General features: G+C 50.5%; 17 protein-coding genes. 14 read left to right on the forward strand and 3 right to left on the reverse strand.

Annotated elements, in window-relative coordinates:
- Positions 1–172: 172 nt before the first annotated feature.
- Positions 173–1,441, forward strand: coding sequence for a malic enzyme-like NAD(P)-binding protein (locus ACQUQM_RS20545; RefSeq protein ID WP_432471735.1), 1,269 nt, complete (start codon positions 173–175; stop codon positions 1,439–1,441).
- Positions 1,442–1,750: 309 nt separating this feature from the next.
- On the opposite strand, the gene ACQUQM_RS20550 is transcribed toward ACQUQM_RS20545, so the two are convergent.
- A complete protein-coding gene (locus ACQUQM_RS20550) occupies positions 1,751–4,282 on the reverse strand; it encodes a penicillin-binding protein 1A (RefSeq protein WP_432471736.1) in 2,532 nt (843 codons plus the stop codon).
- A gap of 152 nt (positions 4,283–4,434) precedes the next feature.
- On the opposite strand from ACQUQM_RS20550, the gene pilM reads away from it, so the two are divergent.
- The 12 genes from pilM to can all read left to right on the forward strand — a co-directional run bounded on the left by pilM (position 4,435) and on the right by can (position 20,665).
- Positions 4,435–5,499, forward strand: coding sequence for a type IV pilus assembly protein PilM (gene pilM, locus ACQUQM_RS20555; protein ID WP_432471737.1), 1,065 nt, complete (start codon positions 4,435–4,437; stop codon positions 5,497–5,499).
- Positions 5,500–5,508: 9 nt separating this feature from the next.
- A complete protein-coding gene (locus ACQUQM_RS20560) occupies positions 5,509–6,057 on the forward strand; it encodes a PilN domain-containing protein (RefSeq protein WP_432471738.1) in 549 nt (182 codons plus the stop codon).
- A gap of 1 nt (position 6,058) precedes the next feature.
- Complete coding sequence (locus ACQUQM_RS20565) at positions 6,059–6,661, forward strand: type 4a pilus biogenesis protein PilO (RefSeq protein ID WP_432471739.1); 603 nt, start codon at positions 6,059–6,061, stop codon at positions 6,659–6,661.
- Positions 6,645–7,202 (forward strand): pilus assembly protein PilP, encoded by a 558-nt coding sequence (locus ACQUQM_RS20570; protein WP_432471740.1) that lies wholly within the window; start codon positions 6,645–6,647, stop codon positions 7,200–7,202. The genes ACQUQM_RS20565 and ACQUQM_RS20570 overlap by 17 nt, the downstream gene beginning before the upstream one ends.
- Positions 7,203–7,219: 17 nt before the next feature.
- Positions 7,220–9,331: a type IV pilus secretin PilQ gene (pilQ, locus tag ACQUQM_RS20575; protein ID WP_432471741.1), complete on the forward strand. Its 2,112-nt coding sequence runs from the start codon at positions 7,220–7,222 to the stop codon at positions 9,329–9,331.
- Between the two features lie 12 nt (positions 9,332–9,343).
- Entirely contained in the window at positions 9,344–9,862 is a 519-nt protein-coding gene (aroK, locus tag ACQUQM_RS20580; protein ID WP_432471742.1) for a shikimate kinase AroK, read from the forward strand.
- Positions 9,863–9,872: 10 nt separating this feature from the next.
- Positions 9,873–10,955: a 3-dehydroquinate synthase gene (gene aroB, locus ACQUQM_RS20585; RefSeq protein ID WP_432471743.1), complete on the forward strand. Its 1,083-nt coding sequence runs from the start codon at positions 9,873–9,875 to the stop codon at positions 10,953–10,955.
- A 20-nt stretch (positions 10,956–10,975) separates the two neighbouring features.
- Positions 10,976–12,544 carry an SPOR domain-containing protein gene (locus tag ACQUQM_RS20590; RefSeq protein WP_432471744.1) on the forward strand — a complete coding sequence of 523 codons (1,569 nt, stop codon included), beginning with the start codon at positions 10,976–10,978 and terminating at the stop codon, positions 12,542–12,544.
- 175 nt (positions 12,545–12,719) lie between these two features.
- Positions 12,720–17,174, forward strand: coding sequence for a glutamate synthase large subunit (gltB, locus tag ACQUQM_RS20595; protein WP_432471745.1), 4,455 nt, complete (start codon positions 12,720–12,722; stop codon positions 17,172–17,174).
- Between the two features lie 73 nt (positions 17,175–17,247).
- Positions 17,248–18,669, forward strand: coding sequence for an FAD-dependent oxidoreductase (locus tag ACQUQM_RS20600; protein ID WP_432471746.1), 1,422 nt, complete (start codon positions 17,248–17,250; stop codon positions 18,667–18,669).
- 132 nt (positions 18,670–18,801) lie between these two features.
- Positions 18,802–19,866 (forward strand): uroporphyrinogen decarboxylase, encoded by a 1,065-nt coding sequence (gene hemE, locus ACQUQM_RS20605; protein WP_432471747.1) that lies wholly within the window; start codon positions 18,802–18,804, stop codon positions 19,864–19,866.
- A 73-nt stretch (positions 19,867–19,939) separates the two neighbouring features.
- Complete coding sequence (can, locus tag ACQUQM_RS20610) at positions 19,940–20,665, forward strand: carbonate dehydratase (protein ID WP_432471748.1); 726 nt, start codon at positions 19,940–19,942, stop codon at positions 20,663–20,665.
- A gap of 86 nt (positions 20,666–20,751) precedes the next feature.
- Here the strand turns inward: can and ACQUQM_RS20615 are convergent, their stop codons facing one another.
- Positions 20,752–22,029, reverse strand: a complete 1,278-nt coding sequence (locus ACQUQM_RS20615) for an O-acetylhomoserine aminocarboxypropyltransferase/cysteine synthase family protein (RefSeq protein ID WP_432471749.1) — start codon at positions 22,027–22,029, stop codon at positions 20,752–20,754.
- Positions 22,030–22,190: 161 nt separating this feature from the next.
- Between ACQUQM_RS20615 and radA the strand changes: the two genes are divergently transcribed.
- A complete protein-coding gene (gene radA / locus ACQUQM_RS20620) occupies positions 22,191–23,564 on the forward strand; it encodes a DNA repair protein RadA (RefSeq protein ID WP_432471750.1) in 1,374 nt (457 codons plus the stop codon).
- Positions 23,565–23,578: 14 nt separating this feature from the next.
- Here radA and ACQUQM_RS20625 read toward each other — a convergent pair whose 3' ends face one another.
- Positions 23,579–23,935 carry a PilZ domain-containing protein gene (locus ACQUQM_RS20625; protein WP_432471751.1) on the reverse strand — a complete coding sequence of 119 codons (357 nt, stop codon included), beginning with the start codon at positions 23,933–23,935 and terminating at the stop codon, positions 23,579–23,581.
- Between the last annotated feature and the right edge of the window lie 138 nt (positions 23,936–24,073).

Raw genomic sequence — 24,073 nt, forward strand, 5'->3', positions numbered from 1 at the left:
ATTTCGCTGTTTCCATCTTCAGTAAATTCTGTTTAACCCCTCAAAAGTAGTAGAAAATGCACTGAATATCCTGTTTTTATCAGGTTTTTGGGCTGTTTTTCGTGTTGAGTGGGTCGATGCTTTTCTATATGATGCCAAGTCCGTATTTTTATAATTAGTTGGAACCGCGACAATGTCTGAAGATATGAAACAAGCTGCACTCGATTATCACGAGTTTCCTCGCCCAGGTAAAATCAGTGTTGAGCTGAGTACTTCTGCTGCGTCTGCCCGTGATCTGGCACTGGCGTATAGCCCGGGTGTTGCTGAGCCTGTACGCGCTATAGCAGAAAATCCTGATGATGCTTACCGTTATACTGCAAAAGGTAACCTGGTAGCTGTTATTTCTAATGGTAGTGCGATTCTGGGTCTGGGTGACCTGGGGCCTCTGGCTTCTAAGCCTGTTATGGAGGGTAAGTCCCTGCTGTTCAAGAAGTTTGCAGGCGTTGACTCTATCGATATCGAAGTTGACTCTGAAAGCCCGCAGGCGCTGATCGATACTGTTGCCCGTATCGCAGATACTTTCGGTGGTATTAACCTGGAAGATATTAAAGCTCCTGAATGCTTCGAAGTTGAGCGCGCGCTGATTGAGCGTTGCAAGATTCCTGTATTCCATGATGATCAGCACGGTACTGCGATTGTAACTGCAGCCGGTATGATCAACGCTTTGGAAATTGCTGGTAAGAAGCTGGAAGAAGCTTCTATCGTGTGTCTGGGTGCCGGTGCTGCTGCGCACGCCTGTATGACATTGCTGGTGAACATGGGTGCTAAGGTCGAAAATATTTACATGATCGACCGTACCGGTGTTATCCATTCTGGTCGTGATAACCTGACGCCACAGAAAGCGGCTTTCGCTTCTGAGACTGACAAGCGTACGCTGGATGATGCGATCGAAGGTGCTGACGTATTTGTTGGTCTGTCCGGTCCAAACCTGCTTTCTGCTGAGCAATTGAGCAAAATGGCTTCTAGTCCTGTTGTATTCGCATGCGCAAACCCAGATCCAGAGATCCGTCCTGAACTGGCTCATGAGACCCGTGATGATGTGATCATGGCAACAGGTCGTTCTGACTTCCCTAACCAGGTGAATAACGTACTGGGCTTCCCGTTCATCTTCCGTGGTGCGCTGGATGTTCGCGCTTCTGCTATCAATGAAGAGATGAAGGCGGCTGCAGTACTGGCGCTGGCTGAACTGGCTAAGCAGCCTGTACCACAGGACGTGCTGGATGCTTATGAGCTGGATTCTCTGGAATTCGGTCGTGAATACATCATTCCTAAACCGACTGATACTCGTCTGTTGGGTGCTGTGTCTGGTGCTGTTGCTCAGGCTGCGATCGATTCTGGTGTGGCGCGTCTGCCACTGCCGGCTCATTACCCGCTGACAACTGTTGATGCGTTGCTGAAGTAATAATCAGCGAGCAATAAAAAAACCCGGCATTAGCCGGGTTTTTTGTATCTGGGGTTTGTTTAGTGTGATTCTGTTGTATCCAGTGGCAGTTTAGATGATCTGGCTGGTCTGGTTTTTTCCGCAGTGCCAGGTTGCTCAGGGTTGTATGCGACTCTGGTGTGGCGCGTCTGCCACTGCCGGCTCATTACCCGCTGACAACTGTTGATGCGTTGCTGAAGTAATAATCAGCGAGCAATAAAAAAACCCGGCATTAGCCGGGTTTTTTGTGTCTGCATTCTGTTTTACTGTTCCGCGGGCCTAATTGGCGCTTTAAAAAATTTCGTCGGTCTGGTTGCTGTCGGCAGTATTGGGCAGTCCTGGGTTGCGTGCTACTTCTGTTGGCGCGCTTTCCTCCGGGAATAACTCAAATATTGCGTTTTCCTGACCCGGATAGGCTAGCAGTCCAGTTTTAGGATCGATCTTTACACTGACGATATCGTCAGGTTGAGGTGTTGGCTGATCAGGACTGTTGCTGAGTGCCGTTTGCATGAAATCGATCCAGATTGGCAGTGCTGCGGTGCCGCCGAATTCGCTTCGTCCCAGAGTTGATGGCTGGTCAAAGCCCACCCAGGCGGTGGCGACAAGGTCGCGGTTGAAGCCGGAGAACCAGGCGTCTTTCTGATCGTTGGTGGTGCCGGTCTTGCCTGCAAGATCGGTCCGCTTCAATGACTGAGCACGGCGCCCTGTGCCCTGGGTGATAACATCCTGCATGATGTTGTAAATCATGTAAGCAGTGTTGGGAGCCATAATTCGTGGGGCCAGTGGTGCTGATGTGATCTGGCTGCCTGCAGGGGGGGCTGCTTGTATTGCGTCTTGTGCAATAGCTGCTTCTGCAGCTTGTTCAGTGATTGTCGGCGTGCTTGCTGGCTGGCTGTTGTCTTCTGCGTCTGGATGCTTGTTGTTCAGCTGAATGTCAGAGAACTTGCTTGGTGCCAGTTGCTGAGCTGGCTGGTAGTAACAATCCGGGCAGACGCGGGCTGGTTGTGCGGCATAGAGCAGGTTGCCTGATGAATCTTCAATGCGACTGATAAAGTAAGGTTGTACCTTGAATCCCTGGTTGGCCAGACCTGCATAACCTGTTACCAGCTCAAGCGGTGTGATATCAGCGCTGCCGAGAGATAAAGACAGGTTGCGCGGCAGGCGGCTTTTATCGAAGCCAAACCGGGTCAGGAATTCAGTTGCTGTATCGATTCCAATAGAGCGAAGGATACGGATCGAAACCAGATTGCGTGACTTGTACAGGGCTTCCCGAAGGCGTGTTGGGCCGTAGAACTTTTTACTGTAGTTCTCCGGTCGCCAGCTGGCTTCCAGGTTGTTGTCATGAAATACAACAGGTGCGTCATTGATCATTGTGGCGGGTGTAAAACCCTGTTCAAGCGCAGAAGCGTAGATGAACGGTTTCAGGTTTGAACCGGGTTGACGTTGTGCCTGGGTCGCGCGATTAAACTTATTGTGATTGAAGTTAAATCCACCGACTAATGCTTTAATGGCTCCATCCTTGGGTGATAGTGCTGTGAAGGCGCCCTGTACACGTGGGATTTGTGCTAGTCGCCAGTTTTTATCTTCGAGTTGACGAACGCGTATCAGATCACCCTTGTTGAGAATGTCAGCGGCCTTCTTGGGCTTTTTGCCTAACCGGTTTGGTCCTTTGTATTCCCTGGCCCATTTCAGGTTAGTCCATTTCAGTGTGGTGCTGGTGCCATCTTTGAGGCGTATCGTTGCCTGTTGCTTATCAATACTGGTAACTATTGCGGGTTGTAGTGGGCCGAAAATTCGCTGTTTTTTAAGTTGCTCGGAAATGTTTTCCGGACTGATGTTATCTAGTTTGCTTTCGGCGCCGTAATATCCGTGGCGTTCTGTGTAGGCGAGCAGGCCGTTTTCGACGGCGGTATTGGCGGCTGTTTGCATCTGGCTGTTGAGTGTAGTGAATACTCGCAAGCCGTCTGTATATAGGTTGTCGTTAAAATATTGATGTAGCTCATTGCGAACCATTTCTGCGACATAAGGGGCATACAGGTCTATCTGGGTGCCGTGGTACTCTGCACTTACTGGCTCGCTACGGGCGGTTTCGTATGCCTGGTCATCAATGAAACTCAGGCTGTGCATGCGTTTCAGAATCCAGTTACGGCGTTCCAATGCGCGGCTTGGGTTAGTTATTGGGTTGTATGCTGACGGAGCCTTAGGCAAGCCTGCGATCATCGCATACTGGGCAACACTTAGCTGGTCGATGTTTTTGCCGTAATAGATGTTGGCGGCGGCCTGGATACCGTACGAACGATGGCCCAGGTAGATCTTGTTAATGTAGAGCTCAAAAATTTCCTGCTTGCTAAGTTCCTGCTCAATACGTAGTGAGAGCAGTATTTCGTTGAATTTACGGACGAAAGAGCGCTCTCTGCTGAGAAAGAAATTCTTAGCTACCTGCATGGTTATTGTGCTGCCGCCGCTTTGTATGCGGCCGGTGCTGGCAAGCTGTACTGCTGCTCTGGCAAGACCTTTTATGTCGATACCGACGTGGCTGAAAAAATTACGGTCTTCGGCTGCCAGTAGTGCATTGACAAAGGTTTGTGGAACTTCGTCATAGGTGATCGGGGATCGCCTCTTTTCTCCGAATTCGGAGATCAGGGCGTTATCTGCAGAGTAGATGCGCAGCGGTGTTTGCAGTTTAACTTCTTTCAGCGTTTGAACGTCGGGAAGCTTGGGGGCAAAGTAATAATATGCACCAGCAAGCGCGATCGCTCCGATAAAGCAACTCAAGATGGTGAGTTTGAAGCCTAGTTTCAATAACGTCGTCAGTATATTCATGCTAAGTTGCTTAAAGTTAAGTTGTTTGTGGCCGAGCTATTATATCTGTAAGAAACAGTTGGTCACTAGTGAAACAGTGGTTTAATTTTTATCAATTCCGCGATAAGGTTCTGAGTCGGCGGACTGTGCTGGATATTTAAGGACTATTTATTGTGCTCAGCTTTCTTAATAAGCAGGAAAAGGGATGGGTCGGGATCGATATCGGATCTTCGTCGGTCAAACTTGTAGCGTTGTCAAAGCGCGGTAAAAATCTGGCACTTGACTCCTATAGTGTAGTGCCTTTGCCTGCGTCGGCGGTGATCGATAGCAGTGTTCAGGATGTCGGGCAAGTATCTGAAGCTATTGAAAAGGCGGTTAAACTCTGCAGCAGCTCTCTAAAGAACGCCGTAACGGCGGTTCCTTCCTCTGCTGTTATCAGCAAAAAGATCGAGTTAAGCTCTGCATTCACTGAGTTTGAACTTGAAGATCAGATTAAGCTGGAAGCTGACCGTTTTATTCCCTATCCACTGGATGAAGTTGCGCTTGATTTTGAAGTGCTGGGGCCGGTTGAAAACAGTACCGCGGAAATGAATGAAATAATGCTGGTCGCCTGTCGCCGGGATGATGTTGAACAGCGGGAAGATGCTATCAACGGCGCTGGGTTGAAGTGTGAAGTGGTTGATGTCGATCGTTTCAGTATTGAGCGGGCTTATCCTCTGGTGCTGGCTGAAGCTGCAACCGGTTCAGAATTGGTCGGACTGGTAGATATCGGCGCCTCGACGTTGACCCTGAATGTTTTTAAGAATGGAGAGATCGTTTATAACCGTGAGCAGGCGTTTGGCGGTAATGATCTGAGCAACGTGATTCATCAACAGTCCGGGATGCCAATTGCAGAAGTAGAGCATCAGTTACGGAGCGGAGAATTATCGGAAGAGATCCTGCAAACCCTGGTTATTCCATTTCGAAGTACTGTTTCGCAGCAGGTCTCCAGGGCGTTGCAGTTCTTTTATTCTTCAGGACCCCATAATGAACTCAGCAAACTATACCTGCTGGGTGGTACAGCGACTATCGGCGGTTTGGCTGATCAGCTACAAGCCGAGGTTGGGGTGATAACAGAAACAGCTAATCCGTTTGTCAGTATGGCGGTTGATTCGAAAATCAATCCGTCCCGGCTGGAACGGGATGCGCCAACTCTGGTGAAGGCGTGCGGCCTTGCTTTGAGATGCTTTGAGCAGTAGGGATCAGATATGGCGAGAATAAATCTTAGGGCCTGGCGGGAAGAGCAGGCGACAGAAAGGCAGCGACAATTTGTTGTGAATATCGTTGCTGCTGCGTTTCTGGCTGCGGTTATAGTATTTCTGGTTGGCTTTTATTTTGATCTGCAGACGGATCGTCAGAAAGCACGGAACAATTATCTGAAACAGGAAATAGCGCAGCTTAATGTCCAGCTGAAGGAAATTAAGCAGTTGAAGGCAACCCGGGCGCGTCTGTTAGATCGCCTGAATGCTATTCAGGAGTTGCAGGGGAGCCGGCCGCTTATAGTCAGGAGCTTCGATGAGATGGTGCGGGTGCAGCCGGATGGCGTGTATTACCTTAGCCTGGATCGTAAGGACGATCGGATCAGAATGGTTGGTCGGGCCGAAAAGAGTGACGATGTTTCGTCCCTGATGCGGCGGATTTATGCCAGCGTCTGGTTTGGTGAGCCAAACCTGTCCACGGTTGCAGATGATTCCGGAATGAAGAAGTTCAACCTCAGCGTGCCGGTGCTGAAGCCGAAGCTGGAAGAGGTGAACTGAGATGGCATTAAACACAATAAAGAATAGCTTTCGCGGATTTGATCCCGACAACCTGGATCTCAATGCGGCAGGTAACTGGCCGATCGGTGTAAAGGTCGTTGCCTATCTGCTTGTATTTGCAATCATTGCTGGTCTGGGTCTGCATTTCTATATCAGTGATATCCAGAAAGGTCTCGACCGGGAAGTGAAGAAAGAGGCCGGGTTGAGGCAGCAGGTGCAGATTAAGACGACACAGGTTGCCAGTTTGGCTCAGCTGCGTCAGCAAATGGCTGATGTTGAGGAGCGTTTCGCCGAGTTGCTGAAACAGTTGCCGACGGAAAAAGAAGTGCCTGGATTACTCGAGGATATAACTGATATCGGCCGTTCCAGTGGCTTGAATATCGCCAAGATTGAATTGGCGGCGGAGAAGAAAAGTAAATTTTATATCGAGTTACCGATCAATATTCAGGTTAGTGGAACCTACCATCAGATGGGACAGTTTGTCAGTGGCGTCGCGGCTATACCGCGAATTGTAACCCTGCACGACTATAGTATTTCTCCTTCCGGTGGAAGCCTGGCAATGAAAATAAGTGCGAAGACATACCGTTATGATGATACTAAATAGTCGTTTCCGCTGGTCTGTTTTGCTTGCTCTGATTATCAGCAGCAGCGGTTGTGTCTGGATCGATGATGCAGAGGATCTGCGCCGCTTTGTCAGTCAGGAGAAACAGAAAAAGAGTGTAAAGGTTAAGCCGTTGCCCGAGTTTAAACCCTATCATAGCTTTGTTTATGAAGGGGCCAGCTTACGCAGCCCGTTTAAGCCTTTGGTGGCGCTGATAGAGTTGGTTGATGATGACACTAGCCAGTCAGGTACTGATAATGGAATAAAACCGGACCAGCAGCGTGCTAAGGCGTATTTGGAAGGTTTTGCGCTGGATAACCTGAAGATGGTTGGCACCATTGGGGTGAAGAGCGGTAGCGGTTTGTGGGCACTGATCCGGGATGGTCAGGGTGAGGTGCACCGGGTGTCGGTTGGCGACTTTATGGGCCTCGATTTCGGTGAAGTGGTTACCGTAAAAAATGGCCGCGTGGAAATAGTAGAAATTGTATCGAATGGCAGGGGTGGATGGATGAAACGTCCCCGTAGCGTAGTGATGGATTTATGACGATGATGGTGAATACTGTGAATAGATATATTCAGGTGAGCAAAGCAGCTGGTTTGGCGCTCACGCGGGTAGTGGGGATGTTCATCGGGGTTCTGATGCTCAGTCAGTCGGTCTATGCTGCTGACGCGAAGCTGTTGAAATCCTCTTTTGTCGCATTGCCAAATAGTAAGTTGGAGGTGCGTTTCGATTTTGACGTGCCGCCAACAGTCCCTAAATCCTATATGACGAATAGCCCTGCGCGATTAGTGTTGGATATGTGGGGGGTTGAAAATACTCAGGATAGTCGTCAGCTGAGTGTCGAAAATGGTGCGGTGGAGAGTATCAGTTATGCCCAGGTTGCCGGTCGGTTAAGAGTGGTGGTGAAACTGTTTGAAGCTGCAAACTATGATCTGAGTGCTGATGGCAATAGTTTATTTCTGGTTGTCGGCGGAGAGCAAGCAGGACAAACAAAATCTGCAGTGGTCGCTAAGCAGGATGCTTCTCCTAAGCAAACAGCTTTAGCTAAGCAGGTTACTGCATCAGCTTTACCTGAGAGGACCCGGGTCCAGGGCGTTGATTTTGAACGTACCAGCGAAGGCGCAGGTCGGGTGGTGATATCCCTTTCCGATGATAAGGGCGGTGTCGACGTTATAGAAGAAGGTAACAATATTGTTGTTAACCTGTTAGGCGTGGATATTTCAGGCAGCTTGCAGAACCGTATCGATGTGCAGGATTTTGCCACACCGATTATGTTTATCGATTCGATGGCCAGTGGCGAGAATACTTCAATTCTGGTTAAGCCTACGGCCGAGCCATATGATTATATGGTGTATCAGACCAATACTCAGTTGGTGATCGATTTTAAGCCCCTGACGCAGTTTGAAAAAGATGCAATCGAGGAAGCTAAATTCCCTTACACCGGAGAGCGGATTGATCTTGATTTTCAGAATGTAGAGGTCCGCTCAGTACTTCAGATTCTGGCTGAAGTGGCTGAAATGAATCTGGTAGTGAGTGATCAGGTTGGCGGTAATATTACGCTGCGCCTGAAAAACGTACCCTGGGACCAGGCGCTGGAGCTGATTCTGAGTACCAATAAACTCGATAAGCGTGAAGTAGGTAATGTGCTGCTGATCGGTACTGCTGAAGAGATCGCTGAGCGCGAGCGGGTTGAGTTAGAAAGCAGCAAGCAGGTTGAGGAGTTGTCGCCTTTGCGCACTGAATTTATTCAGGTCGATTTCCGTAAGTCTTCAGATATGATGGCGCGTCTGAATGAGGCCAAACTGATTTCGGAGCGGGGCTTTATTCTGGCGGATGACGAGACCAATGTACTGATGGTTCGGGAAACCGCCTCCCGGATGGAGGAGATTCGTAGCACGTTGCGTCGCTTTGATACCGAAGTCGCTCAGGTATTGATTGAAGCCCGTCTGGTAACGGCTAATACTGATGTGTCTAAGGATCTGGGTATCAAATGGGGACTTGGTTTGGGTGACACTATCGGCGATAGTGCGATCTCGATTGGCGGTTCGATTGCCGATGTTTCCAGTCCGGGTACTGTGCCTGGCGGATTAATGGTTGATCTGGGCGCAGCAGTAACCAGCCCTACTTCTGTCGCGATAGGTATTACCGGCGGCAGTAGTTCTCTGTTGCAGCTTGAGTTGTCGGCGCTTGAAACTGATGGTCGGGTAGAAGTAATCTCGCAACCTAAGATCGTTACTACTAACGGTAAAGCGGCGATGATTCAGTCCGGTCAGGAGATTCCTTATCAGACCGTTGAAGACGGTGAAGTGAGCGTAGCGTTTAAGGATGTGGTATTGTCCCTCGACGTGACTCCCCGAATCAATCCGGGGGACCGTATCGCGATGGATCTGGTAATTAAGAAGGACTCTGTCGGCGATCTGTTGCCAAACGGAGAGATCAGCATTATTAACAATGAGCTGGAAACTTCTGTAGTGGTACCTGATGGCCAGACCATTGTTTTAGGCGGTGTGTTTGAGAACGAGACCCGTGATGTGTTAAATAAGACTCCTCTGCTGGGAGACCTTCCGGTTGTCGGAGCGCTATTTCGCAATTCTCAGACCAAGAACAGTAAGTCCGAACTGCTGATCTTTATTACACCAAAGCTGGTACGGGAATCTCTCGCCAATCAGTAAGGCAAATAGATTTTGAATATTTTTCTTGTAGGCCCTATGGGAGCTGGAAAGAGCACCATAGGGCGACTTCTTTCCAACGAACTGAAACTTGAGTTTGTTGACTCAGACAAAGTGATCGAAGAGCGAGCCGGGGCGGATATTCCCTGGATCTTCGATGTCGAAGGTGAAGACGGTTTTCGTAATCGCGAAGCCAATATTATCGATCAACTGACTTCAGATGAGGGGCAGGTGCTGGCCACTGGTGGTGGTGCCGTGATGCGTCCTGAGAATCGTTCCTGTCTGCAGGGCCGAGGCACTGTGGTTTACCTTAAAGCGTCCGTCGAGCAGCAGCTTGAGCGTACCGCCAGGGATAAAAACAGACCGCTGTTGCAAACTGAAAACCCACAGCAGGTTTTAACTGAGCTGATGGCGTCCAGGGATCCTTTGTATCAGCAGGTTGCTGATTTTATAGTGGAAACTGACCGACGTAATCCTAAAGCAGTGGTTGCTGACATAGTTGCCCATCTTCGCGAACAAAAGATTATCAGATAGATATACGACCATGAATACTCAAATATTGAATGTTGATCTGGGTGATCGTTCTTATCCTATTTTTATCGGTGCGGATCTGTTTCAAACTGAGATGATAGCGCCATATATCAAGGGTAATCAGGTGCTGATCGTCAGTAATGATACTGTTGCGCCATTATATCTTGATGCTTTGAAGTGCGTTTTGCCTGATGTTCAGGTCGATCAGGTGATCCTGCCGGATGGTGAGCAATATAAGACCGTCGAGCAGGTCAATGCTATCTATGATGCGCTGCTACAGCAGCGGCATAACCGAACCACTACGCTGATAGCTCTGGGTGGTGGTGTGGTTGGTGATATGACCGGGTTTGCCGCAGCTAGTTATCAGCGTGGTGTTAACTTTATTCAGGTGCCAACGACATTATTGTCGCAGGTTGACTCATCAGTCGGCGGTAAAACCGGAGTAAACCATCCCTTGGGCAAAAATATGATCGGTGCTTTTCATCAACCGCAGGCGGTTCTCGCCAGCATTGATGTACTGGCGACGTTACCTGATCGTGAACTGGCCGCCGGGATGGCCGAAGTTATTAAATACGGTCTGATCTACGACTATGACTTTTTCTGTTGGCTGGAGCGGAATATGTCGGCTCTGATGGCCAGGGATAGTGCTCTGTTGTCTCAGGCGATCTACCGTTCCTGTGAGATTAAGGCTGAAATTGTTGCCCTTGACGAGAAAGAATCTGGCATTCGAGCGTTGCTGAATCTGGGACATACTTTCGGTCATGCAATAGAAGCAGATCAGGGCTATGGTAACTGGCTCCACGGCGAGGCGGTTGCAGCAGGAACAATGATGGCTGCTGACCTGTCGATGCGGCTCGGCTGGCTGACCGAAGCGGACGTTGAGCGTACCCGCAATATTATGTTGGCAGCGAACCTTCCTGTGGCTGCGCCACAGGGGATGACTGCGCAACAGTTCATGGACCTGATGTCGGTCGATAAAAAGGTGATAGACGGTCAGTTACGGCTGGTGTTGTTAGAACAAATGGGCAAAGGTGTCGTAACCGCCGAGTTTGCGCCGCAGCTGTTGCAGCAGACCTTACAGCAGAATATCAGCTAGAAAGGCTTGAGGGGGAGACGATGGCGATTGCTCAGACGAATCAGCAGGTGCTGGAAGCGGCTTTTGAGTCCGCTGAGAAGCGCAAACGTTTCTTTTTTGAACCCGGATCGCGCCTGCAGCTTGTTGAAAAGCTGCAGCACCTGGTTCGTTTCAGTGACTTTTTGTTATTAATAACAGGCCCTGAAGGAGCAGGAAAAACGACTTTACTGGATCAGCTTGTTTCAGCTGAAACAGATACTACGCTGAGAAGTTGTCGTATATCAGGGTCGAGTCACGGACAACTCGATGCCATGCTGCAGCAGCTTGCGCTTCAGCTGGTGCCTGGTGTCGAGCCTGATGCTGGTCGAGAGCGGTTGTTGAGCGAGATCTACCAAGCCGCATCGATGATGGCGCAAGAGCGTATCCAGTGGGTCGTTATGGTCGACGACGCAGAGCAGCTCGGTGCGGATGCCCTGAGCTTCTTGCTGCAGTTGTTGAGTGATGCGGAAGGTGCAGCGTTGAAGCCTCACCTTATGTTGCTGGGGCTGCCCGCACTGCAGCAGAAGCTCAGTCAGGATCATGACTTCGATCTGCTTGAAGGGCAAACTCATCATCAACAGTTACCGCCTTTTTCTGAGGCAGAGTCCCGCAGTTATCTGCAACAGAGATATAGTGCCGCTGCATCATTGTCTGATAAGCAGTTGCGCCAGGTATGTGAGTCTGCCGAGGGCTATCCTGGGCAACTCAATAGTGCCGTTGAATCCTTGTTCCGCTCTGGTAGTGTAAGTAAACCACCTGCCCGGACCGGGCTACCTAAGTTGCACCTGGTCAGTGTTGTTGTAGTGCTGCTGGGTGTATTAGCAGCATCGTTATGGCAGTACTGGCCGGCAGGTGGTGGTGATCAGGAAAGAACTCTCGTGCAGCTGGATGTGTCTGTGGCACAGAGTCAGGTGGAGGTAGCTGATATTGTTGAACCGGTGTCAGAGATTAAGGTTAATCAGCCAGGTTCGTTCACGCATCAGGCTGAATCAGGTTCGTCAACTGCAGAGGCTGTTGAGGTAAAAGTTGCGGATGAGCTTAAAGCGCCTGAAGTTGCTTCTCTAAAAGATTCTCCCAAGACTGAGGTTGTCGCTGATGAGGTTCCTGGCGATGTTTCATCTGAATCTGTTGTTATCAGAAAGCCTGCGCCTGCAGTGCCGGTTCCTGCCGAAACCGTGGTGACTAAGACTGTTCAACCTGCACCTGCACCTGCACCTGCACCTGCACCTGCTATTGTTGTGGCTGATAAGGTATCAGAGAGCAAGGTTCAGGCGGGAGACGCAAAGGCTTTGTTAAGCTGGCCTAAAACCAGCTACACGCTCCAGGTGCTTGGGGCTGCGGTTGAAAAAAGTGCCCGTGATTTTATCGCCCGACAGCAGCAGCCACAAAAATTTTATATATTTGCTACTACGTATAAAGAAAAGCCTTGGTTCGTAGTGGTTTATGGTCAATATAAAAGTCGTAAAGCTGCTGTTTCTGCAAGTAAAAATCTGCCACAGGCTCTGCGCAAATTACGTCCCTGGGCACGCTCTGTTCAGGGGATTCAGGCTGATCTTTCCGCTATCAAATAGTTATTTTCGGTATTGCTTACCGAAACAAAAATATCTTCTGTGTTGCTTATAATTTGTCCTTCATACCCTCGCTGTGTAAAATACCTGTCCCTTTTTCCCTGTAAGCGCAACTACAGCTGGAAATCGATGGCGGTAATATACTGATAATTAAAGAATATTGGGTGGGATTCGTTTTATGAGCAAAGGTCTATTTCGTCCTGGCGAGTTCAAGGATAACTGTGGTTTCGGTTTGATGGCCCATATGCAGGGTGAGCCAAGCCACGACTTGCTATTGAAGGCGATTGAAGCTCTAACCTGTATGACTCACCGCGGTGGGATCGCAGCAGACGGTAAGACAGGCGATGGCTGTGGCTTACTGATGCAAAAGCCGGATGCTTTTATGCGAGCGGCTGCGAAAAGTGAGCTGGGTGTCGAGTTGGGAGACAACTATGCAGTAGGCATGGTCTTCCTGTCCAAAGAGCCTGCACAAGCTGATGCAGCGCGTAATAAACTAAATGCTGAACTGGCAGCTCAGGGGCTGACTGTCGCTGGCTGGCGCGTAGTGCCGACAGATGAGAGCTGTCTGGGCCCGATCGCAAAAGATACCTTGCCAACAATTGAGCAGGTATTCATAACAACTGATACAACTCAGCGTGAGTTTGCTATCAGCCTGTATACGGCGCGCCGTAAGGCTGAAAATGCACTGGCTGACGATCAGGATTTCTACATCTGTAGTCTGTCTGACACTGTTATCTCCTATAAAGGTCTGACTATGCCGGTGGATCTGCCGGTGTTTTATAAAGATCTGGGTGATGAGAGTCTTGAGACAGCGATCTGTACTTATCACCAGCGTTTCTCTACCAATACGGCCCCTCGCTGGCCTCTGGCGCAGCCATTCCGGCTGCTGGCACATAACGGTGAGATCAATACCATTGATGGTAACCGTAACTGGTCACGTGCCCGCTCCAGCAAGTTTGCCACTGAGATGCTGCCTAATGTTGATGAGCTACAGCCGATCGTAAACACCACCGGTTCTGACTCTTCCAGCATGGATAATATGCTGGAATTCCTGATGGTCGGCGGTATGAACCTGTACCGTGCCGCACGTATGATAGTTCCGCCAGCCTGGCAGAATGTCGATACTATGGACGCTGAACTGCGCGCTTTCTACGACTATAACTCCATGCATATGGAGCCGTGGGACGGCCCGGCCGGTATGGTAATGACCGATGGTCGCTACGCCGTATGTATGCTGGATCGTAACGGTCTGCGTCCATCGCGTTGGGTTATGACTAAAGATGGTTACATCTGTACCGCTTCTGAAATAGGCGTATTTGATTACAAGCCTGAGGATATTGTTTCCCAGGGTCGTGTTGGTCCGGGACAGATCCTGTCTATCGATACTCAGACCGGTGAAGTACTGCATACCGCTGATGTTGATGATCGTCTGAAGAAGGCTCAGCCATACAAGAAGTGGATGCGGGAAAATGCTCTGCCACTCGAGCAGACCATGAACCTGACTGAAGAGTCACAATCTTTCTGCGAAATGACGCCGGAAGAAGTGAAGACTCATATGAAGATGTTCCAGGTCACTTTTGAAGAACGTGATCAGGTACTGCGTCCACTGGGTGAAACCGCTATGGAAGCGGTGGGCTCCATGGGTGATGACAAGCCGATGGCGGTGTTGTCGTCTAAAGTGCGCTCTGTTTATGATTACTTCCGTCAGCAGTTTGCCCAGGTAACTAACCCGCCAATCGATCCGCTGCGTGAAGCGATTGTGATGTCGCTGGAAACCTGTGTTGGTGCCGAGCGCAACGTATTCGAAGAGACACCTGAGCATGCTCGCCGTGTGATTCTGACCACGCCTGTGCTGTCGGCAAGTAAGTTTCTGCGTCTGAAAAACAATACCGAAGAAGGTTTTGGCGTTGCGACTATCGATCTGAACTACGATCCGCAACAGATCGATCTGAAAGCGGCTGTTGAAGCGGTTGCTGATCAGGCCGAACAACTGGTTCGCGAGGGCAAGGTTATTATTATCCTGTCCGATTTCAATATCGCTCAGGGTAAGCTGCCGGTTCATGCTGCTATGGCAACCGGCGCAGTGCATCACCGCCTGATCAATAAAGGTCTGCGTGCCGATGCTAACATCGTCGTTGAATCCGGTACCGTTCGTGATCCTCATCACTTTGCGGTGCTGTTTGGTTTTGGTGCGACGGCGGTTTACCCATACCTTGCCTACCGTGTACTGACTGATCTGTGTGCGACCGGCGAGTTACAGATGGACTGGCTGGACAGTCATGAGAACTACCGTAAGGGTCTCAATAAGGGCTTGATGAAGATCCTTTCTAAGATGGGGATCTCAACTATCGCTTCTTATCGTGGCGCGCAGCTGTTTGAAGCTGTCGGTATCAGCGAAGATGTTGTTGGTCTGTGCTTTACCGGTGTTACCAGCCGAATAAAAGGCGCGGACTTTGAGGACTTCCAGCAAGATCAGCTGATGCTTTCTGAGGATGCCTGGATTGCGCGTAAGAAGATTCAGCAGGGTGGTTTGCTTAAGTATGTCCACGGTGGTGAATATCACGCTTATAACCCGGATGTGATCCGTACTATCCATACTGCCGTACGCAGTGGTGAGTCGACGGATTATCAGCAGTATGCTGACCTGGTTAATCAGCGGGGTGTTGCGACTATCCGTGACCTGATGTCCCTGAAAAAGGGTGCTAAATCGATTCCTTTGTCTGAGGTCGAGCCGGTAGAGAATATTTTCCCGCGCTTTGACTCGGCTGCGATGTCTCTGGGGGCATTGTCCCCTGAAGCACACGAATGTCTGGCAATGGCGATGAACTCGCTTGGCGGCCGTTCTAACTCCGGTGAAGGTGGTGAAGATCCAGCCCGTCACGGAACCAATAAGCGTTCCAAGATCAAGCAGGTTGCTTCCGGTCGTTTCGGTGTAACGCCGGAGTATCTGGTAAACGCTGAAGTTATGCAGATCAAAGTTGCCCAGGGTGCTAAGCCGGGCGAAGGTGGTCAGCTGCCGGGTGGTAAGGTAAACAGCCTGATCGCCCGTCTGCGTTTTGCGGTCCCTGGTGTCACTCTGATATCACCACCGCCGCATCATGATATCTACTCGATTGAGGATCTGGCTCAGCTGATCTTCGATCTTAAACAGGTTAACCCTGCTGGTCTGGTATCGGTGAAACTGGTATCCCGTCCGGGTGTTGGCACTATCGCTTGTGGTGTTGCCAAGGCCTATGCTGATCTGATTACTATCTCCGGCTACGATGGCGGTACTGCAGCGAGTCCGCTGACTTCTGTTCATTATGCCGGTTCGCCATGGGAACTTGGTCTGGCTGATGCTCACCAATCCCTGCGCGGTAACCATCTGCGCGGCAAGATCCGTCTGCAAACAGACGGTGGTCTGAAGACTGGTCTGGATGTTGTTAAAGCGGCGATCCTGGGTGCAGAAAGCTTTGGCTTCGGTACTATGCCGATGGTTGCTGTCGGTTGTAAGTACCTGCGTATCTGTCACCTGAATAACTGTGCCACCGGTGTTGCTACTCAGAACGATGTTCTGCGTGACAAGCATTACAACGGTACCGTTGAGATGGTTAAGAACTACTTCCGCTTCGTTGCAGAAGAGACCCGTCAGTGGATGGCGTCAATCGGTGTGCGCTCGATGCAGGAACTGGTTGGCCGGGTTGATCTGCTGGAGCTACTGGACGGTACTAACGCGAAGCATCAGAAGCTCGATCTGTCACCGTTGATCAGTGATGCAGGTATTCCGGCTGAGTATCCGCAGACATGTGAAGTTGAGCAAAACGATCCTTACGATCTGGCAGAGCTGAATACTAAAATGGCAGAACTGGCGCAGCAGGCTATCAATGATAAGTCTGGCGCAGCGTTTGAGCTGGTTATTACTAACTGTGACCGCTCTGTGGGTGCCCGTACTTCCGGTGCTATTGCTAAAGTTCACGGCAACCTGGGCATGGCCGATGCGCCTATCCGCTTTAACTTTACCGGTCATGCCGGTCAGAGCTTTGGCGTTTGGAATGCTGGCGGTCAGGAACTGTATCTGAAAGGTGATGCTAACGATTACGTTGGTAAGGGTATGGCTGGCGGTAAGATCGTTATCAGTCTGCCTGATGCTGTTACTTTTGCCAGTAACGAAACCGCGATTATCGGTAATACCTGCCTGTACGGAGCTACCGGCGGTAAGTTGTATGCAGCGGGTAGCGCTGGTGAACGTTTCGCCGTACGTAACTCCGGTTGCCATGCCGTAATCGAGGGTGCCGGCGATCACTGTTGTGAATACATGACCGGTGGTCTGGTAACTGTGCTGGGTGAGACCGGATACAACTTCGGTGCAGGTATGACCGGCGGCTTTGCTTACGTACTGGATATGGATAACACCTTTGTGGATAAGTACAACCACGAGCTGGTTGAGATCCACCGTGTGGCTCCGCACCACATGGAAGAATACAAGAACCACCTGCGTACTGTGATTACTGGTTTCGTTGACGAGAGCGGTAGTGTATGGGGTGCACAGATTCTTGAAAACTTCGATGATTACATCGGTCGTTTCTGGCTGGTTAAGCCGAAAGCGGCAAGTCTGGGGGCGCTGTTAACTGACATGCGTTCACGCCCGGAATAATAGGTTCATCGATCAGGTGTTAAGTTAATAGTGTGCCTGCCGTAAGGCAGGCGCCGGTGGACGGGGTAGGAATATGTCTGAACGTCTAAGTAATGATTTTCAGTTTCTGGAAGTAGAGCGCCAGGGGCCAGGTAAGATAGAAGCAGATGTGCGTAAGCAGGAATTTGCTGAGATCTATGAGCCGTTTAAGGCTGATGAAGCATCCACCCAGGCACACCGTTGCCTGGAATGTGGTAATCCATATTGTGAGTGGAAGTGCCCGGTGCACAACTATATTCCGAACTGGCTCAAGCTGGTATCGGAAGGCAACATCATCGAAGCGGCAGAGCTGAGTCATCAGACCAACTCGCTGCCAGAAGTCTGTGGACGGGTTTGCCCACAGGATCGTTTGTGTGAAGGTGCCTGTACCCTGAACGATGAGTTCGGAGCAGTGACTATCGGTTCCGTTGAGAAACACATTACCGATACCGCGTTTGCTATGGGTTGGCGTCCGGATATGAGCAAAGTAACTGCAACCGATAAGAAGGTTGCGGTGATCGGTGCTGGTCCTGCGGGTCTGGCCTGTGCCGACATCCTGGTGCGTAACGGTGTTAAGCCGGTAGTGTTTGATCGTCACCCTGAGATTGGCGGTTTGCTGACCTTTGGTATACCAGAGTTCAAGCTGGATAAAGACGTGATGGTTCGCCGTCGTGAAATCTTTACTGATATGGGTGTTGAGTTCCGTCTTGGTACTGAAGTCGGTAAAGATATCCAGATGCAGGAGCTGATTGAGCAGTACGATGCTGTCTTCCTTGGTATGGGTACTTATACATACATGAAGGGTGGTTTCCCGGGCGAAGACCTGGACGGTGTCTACGATGCCCTGCCGTTCCTTATCTCTAACGTGAATCGTTGTCTGGGTTACGAAAAAGACGCGGCGGACTACATCGGCGTTGAAGGTAAGAACGTTGTTGTACTCGGCGGTGGTGATACGGCGATGGATTGTAACCGGACGTCGATCCGTCAGGGTGCGCAGAATGTATTCTGTGCTTACCGTCGTGATGAAGCGAACATGCCAGGTTCCAAGCGTGAAGTCGAGAACGCCCGGGAAGAGGGTGTACAGTTCATGTTTAACCGTCAGCCGGTAGAGGTTGTCGGTGAAGCGGGCAAAGTGACCGGCGTTAAAGTGATCACTACCCGGATGGGTGAGCCGGATGAAAATGGTCGCAGTCGTCCTGAAGTCGTTTCCGGTAGTGAAGAAGTGCTGCCTGCTGACGCTGTGCTGGTTGCTTTCGGCTTCCGTCCAAGCCCGGCGCCATGGTTTACGGATTTCGGCATCGAGCTGGAACAGGATGGCCGGATCAAGACCTCTGCAGATGAGCGCTTCGCATTCCAGACCAGCAACGACAAAGTTTTTGCCGGTGGCGATATGGTGCGAGGTTCCGATCTGGTGGTTACGGCTATCGATGAAGGGCGCAAAGCCGCAGAAGGAATTATGGATTACCTGAAGGTGTAAGCCGAACGGATAAGAAAAAGGCCGCTTAATGCGGCCTTTTTTATGATCTGGAATAGAGGCAGTTTTGTCCCGAACCATGTAAAATGCGGACATATTTTAGAATTGAATTGACCGATTAAGTTGAGAGACGTAATGGCTGAACTGAAGAATGATCGTTTTCTGCGCGCGCTGATGGGCGAGCCTGTCGATGTTACACCGGTATGGATGATGCGCCAGGCCGGCCGTTATCTGCCGGAGTATCGTGCTACCCGCGCTCAGGCAGGTGATTTCCTGAGCTTGTGTAAGAATAAAGAGCTGGCCTGTGAAGTGACGATTCAGCCTCTGGAGCGTTATGAGCTGGATGCCGCGATTCTGTTCTCTGATATCCTGACGATTCCTGATGCAATGGGGCTGGGGCTTTATTTTGAAGAGGGTGAAGGGCCTAAGTTTAAGAAGGTTATTCGCACCGAAGCTGATGTAGAAGCGCTGCCTGTACCTAACTCAGTGTCCGATCTTGATTACGTGATGAACGCGGTGAAAGAGATTCGTCGTGAATTGAATGGCAGGGTGCCGCTGATCGGTTTCTCTGGCAGTCCGTGGACGCTTGCGACTTACATGGTTGAAGGTGGTTCCAGCAAGGACTTCCGTCATATTAAAAAGATGATGTATGCGACACCTGAAGTGCTGCATGAACTGCTGCGTAAGCTGGCTGAGTCTGTGACCGATTACCTGAATGAGCAGATCCGCAGTGGTGCTCAGGCGGTACAGATCTTTGATACCTGGGGCGGTGCATTAAGCGGTCCTATGTATCAGGAGTTCTCGCTCAAGTATATGCAGCAGATCGCAAATGGCCTGATCCGTGAATACGATGGCCGTAAAGTGCCAGTGATTATGTTCACTAAGAACGGTGGTCAGTGGCTGGAGCAGATGGCTGAAGCCGGAGCAGATGCCCTGGGTCTGGACTGGACTACCAATATTGATGACGCTCGACGTAGGGTCGGTGATAAGGTGGCACTGCAGGGTAATATGGATCCAAGCGTACTGTACGGCACGCCGGAGCGTATCCGTGCTGAGGTAGCCGATATACTGGGGCGTTACGGCAACGGTTCCGGCCATGTCTTCAACCTGGGTCATGGTATCCATCAGTTTGTTGATCCGGATCAGCCGAAAATATTTGTTGATGCGGTGCATGAACTAAGTGCGAAGTATCACGTCTAACACAAGAATTTTTAATAAGAGGGCATATCGCCCTCTTTTATTGTGTAACAGGACTTGTTGACAGACACCTAAGATGAAAAGACTGACAGAACTACTGGAAAGTAATCGTAAGTGGGCGGAAAAGATTAATCAGGAAGATCCGCTATTCTTTGAAACACTGGCCCAGCAACAGGCGCCGGAGTATCTGTGGATAGGTTGTTCCGATAGTCGGGTGCCGGCGAATGAAATTGTGGATATGATGCCCGGTGAGCTGTTCGTGCATCGTAATGTATCTAACCTGGTGGTCCATACCGATATGAACTGTCTGTCGGTGATTCAGTACGCGGTAGAAGTGCTCAAGGTTAAGCACATCATGGTGGTGGGGCATTACGGTTGCGGTGGTGTTAAAGCCGCTATCGAAAGCACTCCACACGGTTTGATCGATAACTGGCTGCGGCATATCCGGAATGTTTACAATAAACACCGGACACTGTTGTCAGCCTGGGATCATTCCCATCAACAGCTGGATCGGTTATGTGAACTGAATGTCATTGAGCAGGCTTACAATGTCTGTGAAACAACGATCGTGCAGCAGGCCTGGGCTAATGGTCAGGAAGTCGCCGTGCATGGCTGGGTCTATGGTTTGAACGATGGTCTGATGAATGACCTGGAGTTTAATGCCTGCAGCCTGAATGATGTGGATAATGAGTATCAGGTCGCGATTAATAAGATTGAGAAACTGCGGGAACTGGCCGTGGCATCAGAAAAAGGCCATAACGCCCGTTCCTTGTGGGACAAGATGCGCAAGCTTTTTAATTAGAGCTGTTTAGTTATCTGAAACAGAAAAGGCCCCGAAATCGGGGCCTTTTGCTATCTGAATCTTTTGTTAACTAAAAGATCGCAGTTTTACTGAACAGTTGCCTGCAGAGCCTGATCGAGATCGGCGATCAGGTCGTCGATATGTTCGATACCAACCGACAGGCGAACCATCTCAGGTGTAACCCCTGCAGCCTTCATTTCTTCATCATTCAACTGACGGTGAGTGGTCTCTGCCGGGATTGAGGCCAGCGACTTACAGTCACCAATATTCACCAGGCGCAGGAATACGTTCAGCGCATCGTAGAATTGACGGGTTCCTTCGCGACCGGACTTCAGTCCGAAGCTGAGGATGCCGGATGCCTGGCCATTCATGTACTTCTTCGCCAGCGCATGATCTTTGTGACTTTCCAGGCCTGCATAGTTAACCCAGGTTACCTGCTCGTGATTTTCCAGGTACTCAGCCACTTTCTGCGTATTTTCGCAGATCCGTTCCATGCGCAGGGTAAGGGTTTCCAGGCCTTGCAACAGCAGGAAAGCGTTCATTGGTGACAGCGCTGCACCGGTATTACGCAGAGGTACTACACGGCAGCGGCCGATGAAGGCAGCGGGGCCAAATGCTTCGGTGTAAACCACTCCATGATAAGAAACATCCGGAGTGTTAAGCAGAGGGAAACGATCGGCATTGTCAGCCCACGGGAAGTTGCCGGAATCGATGATAACGCCGCCAATGGAGTTGCCGTGGCCGCCAATATACTTTGTTACCGCCTGGATCACGATGTCAGCACCATGCTCGATCGGGCGCCACAGGGCCGGGCTGGCAACTGTGCTGTCGACGATCAGTGGCAGGCCGTGTTTGTGCGCAAGTTCCGCCAGTTTCTCGATATCGGCGATGCCACCGGATGGGTTGCCTATTGATTCGCAGTAGATAGCGCGTGTGCGGTCATCAATCTGTGCTTCCATTGCCGCGAAATCGTCTTTCAGGGCGAAGCGGGTTTCGATACCCTGACGCGGCAGGGTGTGGGCGAACAGGTTATAGGTGCCTCCGTACAACTCGCTGGTAGCGATGATGTTGTCGCCGACTTCTGCGATGGTCTGGATTGCATAGGTAATAGCTGCCATGCCTGAAGCGACGGCCAGCGCCGCTACGCCACCTTCCATTGCCGCGACACGTTGTTCCAGAACGTCACTGGTCGGGTTCATGATACGGGTGTAGATATTACCCGGTACCTTGAGGTCAAACAGGTCAGCGCCGTGCTGGGCGCTATCGAAAGCGTATGACGTTGTTTGATAAACCGGTACTGCTACTGCTTTAGTGGTTTCTTCCGGGTTGTAACCGCCATGAACGGCAATGGTTTCCAGTTTCATTCGCGAATCCTCAAAAACTATTTTGATACGTTTTTTTTAGTTAGATCGTTAGTTACGTAACGCTCGATTGTAGACCTTCGGGGGAATAAATAAAGCCATCTTTTGTACAAGCACTCACCGGCTTTGGGTAGAATAGCCGGAGTTAAATAAGGAGAGCCCCGATGGCGAAGGTAAAGACCGCGTACGTCTGTAATGATTGCGGTGCTGATTACACCAAATGGCAGGGTCAGTGTACTGCATGTAATGCGTGGAATACCCTGACCGAGGTTCGCCTTGGTAGTAGTAAATCAACAGGTGCCCGAAACGCTCGCTTTGAGGGCTACACCGGTGCTGCCTCTCAGTCTCAGATACAGGATCTGTCAGAAGTAAATCTGGCTGAGATGCCTCGTTTTGCATCGGGCTCCAACGAGCTGGATCGGGTCCTTGGTGGCGGTTTAGTGCCGGGCTCAGCCATATTGATAGGCGGTCATCCGGGAGCTGGTAAAAGTACTCTGCTACTGCAGACAATGTGTCATCTGGCGCAGCAGATGTCGGCGCTTTATGTTACCGGCGAGGAGTCGTTGCAGCAGGTTGCGTTGCGGGCTAATCGCCTGGGTATTAACAGTCAGAATCTGAAAATGCTGTCGGAAACCAGTGTCGAGCAGTTGTGCCGAACCGCGGAACAGCTTAAGCCGAAAGTATTGGTGGTGGATTCCATCCAGGTGATGCACGTCGAAGATGTGCAGTCGGCGCCGGGCAGTGTTTCCCAGGTGCGGGAGGCTGCTGCTTATCTGACCCGTTTTGCTAAACAGACCGGTACGGTACTGTTTCTGGTCGGGCACGTCACCAAAGATGGCTCTCTGGCGGGGCCAAAAGTGCTGGAGCACATGATCGATTGTTCGTTGCAGCTGGAAGGTGACAGCGATGGTCGTTTCAGAACTCTGCGCAGTCATAAGAACCGTTTTGGTGCAGTAAATGAGCTGGGAGTATTTGCCATGCTCGAGACCGGACTGAAAGAAGTAAAGAACCCCAGTTCGATCTTTCTAAGCCGTGGCGATCAGCCGAGTCCTGGTAGTCTGGTGATGGTTGTTTGGGAAGGTACGCGGCCATTATTGGTTGAAGTGCAGGCCCTGGTTGACCAGAGCCATATGAATAATCCGCGGCGGATTGCGGTTGGTCTGGAACATAACCGGCTGGCGATGTTGCTGGCGGTATTGCACCGTCATGGTGGCTTGCAAACCGGTGATCAGGATGTCTTTGTTAACGTGGTTGGCGGTGTAAAAGTGCTGGAAACCAGCGCCGATCTGGCGTTATTACTGTCGGTTGTTTCCAGTTTTCGGGACCGGGCGTTACCGCAGGAGTTGATTGTCTTCGGTGAGGTGGGGTTATCCGGCGAGATTCGTCCGGTGCCTAATGGTCAGGAAAGGATTCGCGAGGCGGCTAAACATGGTTTTACCAGGGCAATCGTGCCTAAAGCCAACGCGCCAAAGCAGTCACCTGAAGGGATGGAAGTGGTAGGCGTCAGTCGTCTGTCTGAGGCGCTGGAGGCTATCTGAGCAGCAGGCCAGGTTCAGATGTGGATCAGATGATCCAGTTCGCGCTCCAGTAGCTCTTCGTCGCCCAGGTTGAGTTCAACCAGGCGGCGCAGGTGAGATATGCTGTCCAGATCCATATTTTCTGCTTCAAAGCCAAGGTGATCGGCTTCCTGATGTTTCAGAACTGCCGGCATAGTGATCACAATGTTATTAGCAAGGTGAATCACAATATCTGCTCTGTCGCCGGGCTCAAGCAGAGGTGTGATCTCAATTTCCGCCAGTATGCCTTTAAGTGAGATGTCTATCAGCTTGATCGGCCAGCTGCATTCGGGGGTTCTTACTTCGCTCTGGGCGTCAAATTCGATACGTTGGAAGCGACGTCGTTCTTGCACGTAATCTACTCCTGAAATGATCTAACCTTTTTCATTAACTACAGCATAATAGTACAGCATGACTTTGCTTGATTGATGTGATTGCTCAGAGTGAGTAACAACAATAAAAAAAGCCGGCTTGTGCCGGCTTTGATTGTT

This window comes from Amphritea sp. HPY (assembly GCF_050870985.1).
Classification (GTDB): domain Bacteria; phylum Pseudomonadota; class Gammaproteobacteria; order Pseudomonadales; family Balneatricaceae; genus Amphritea.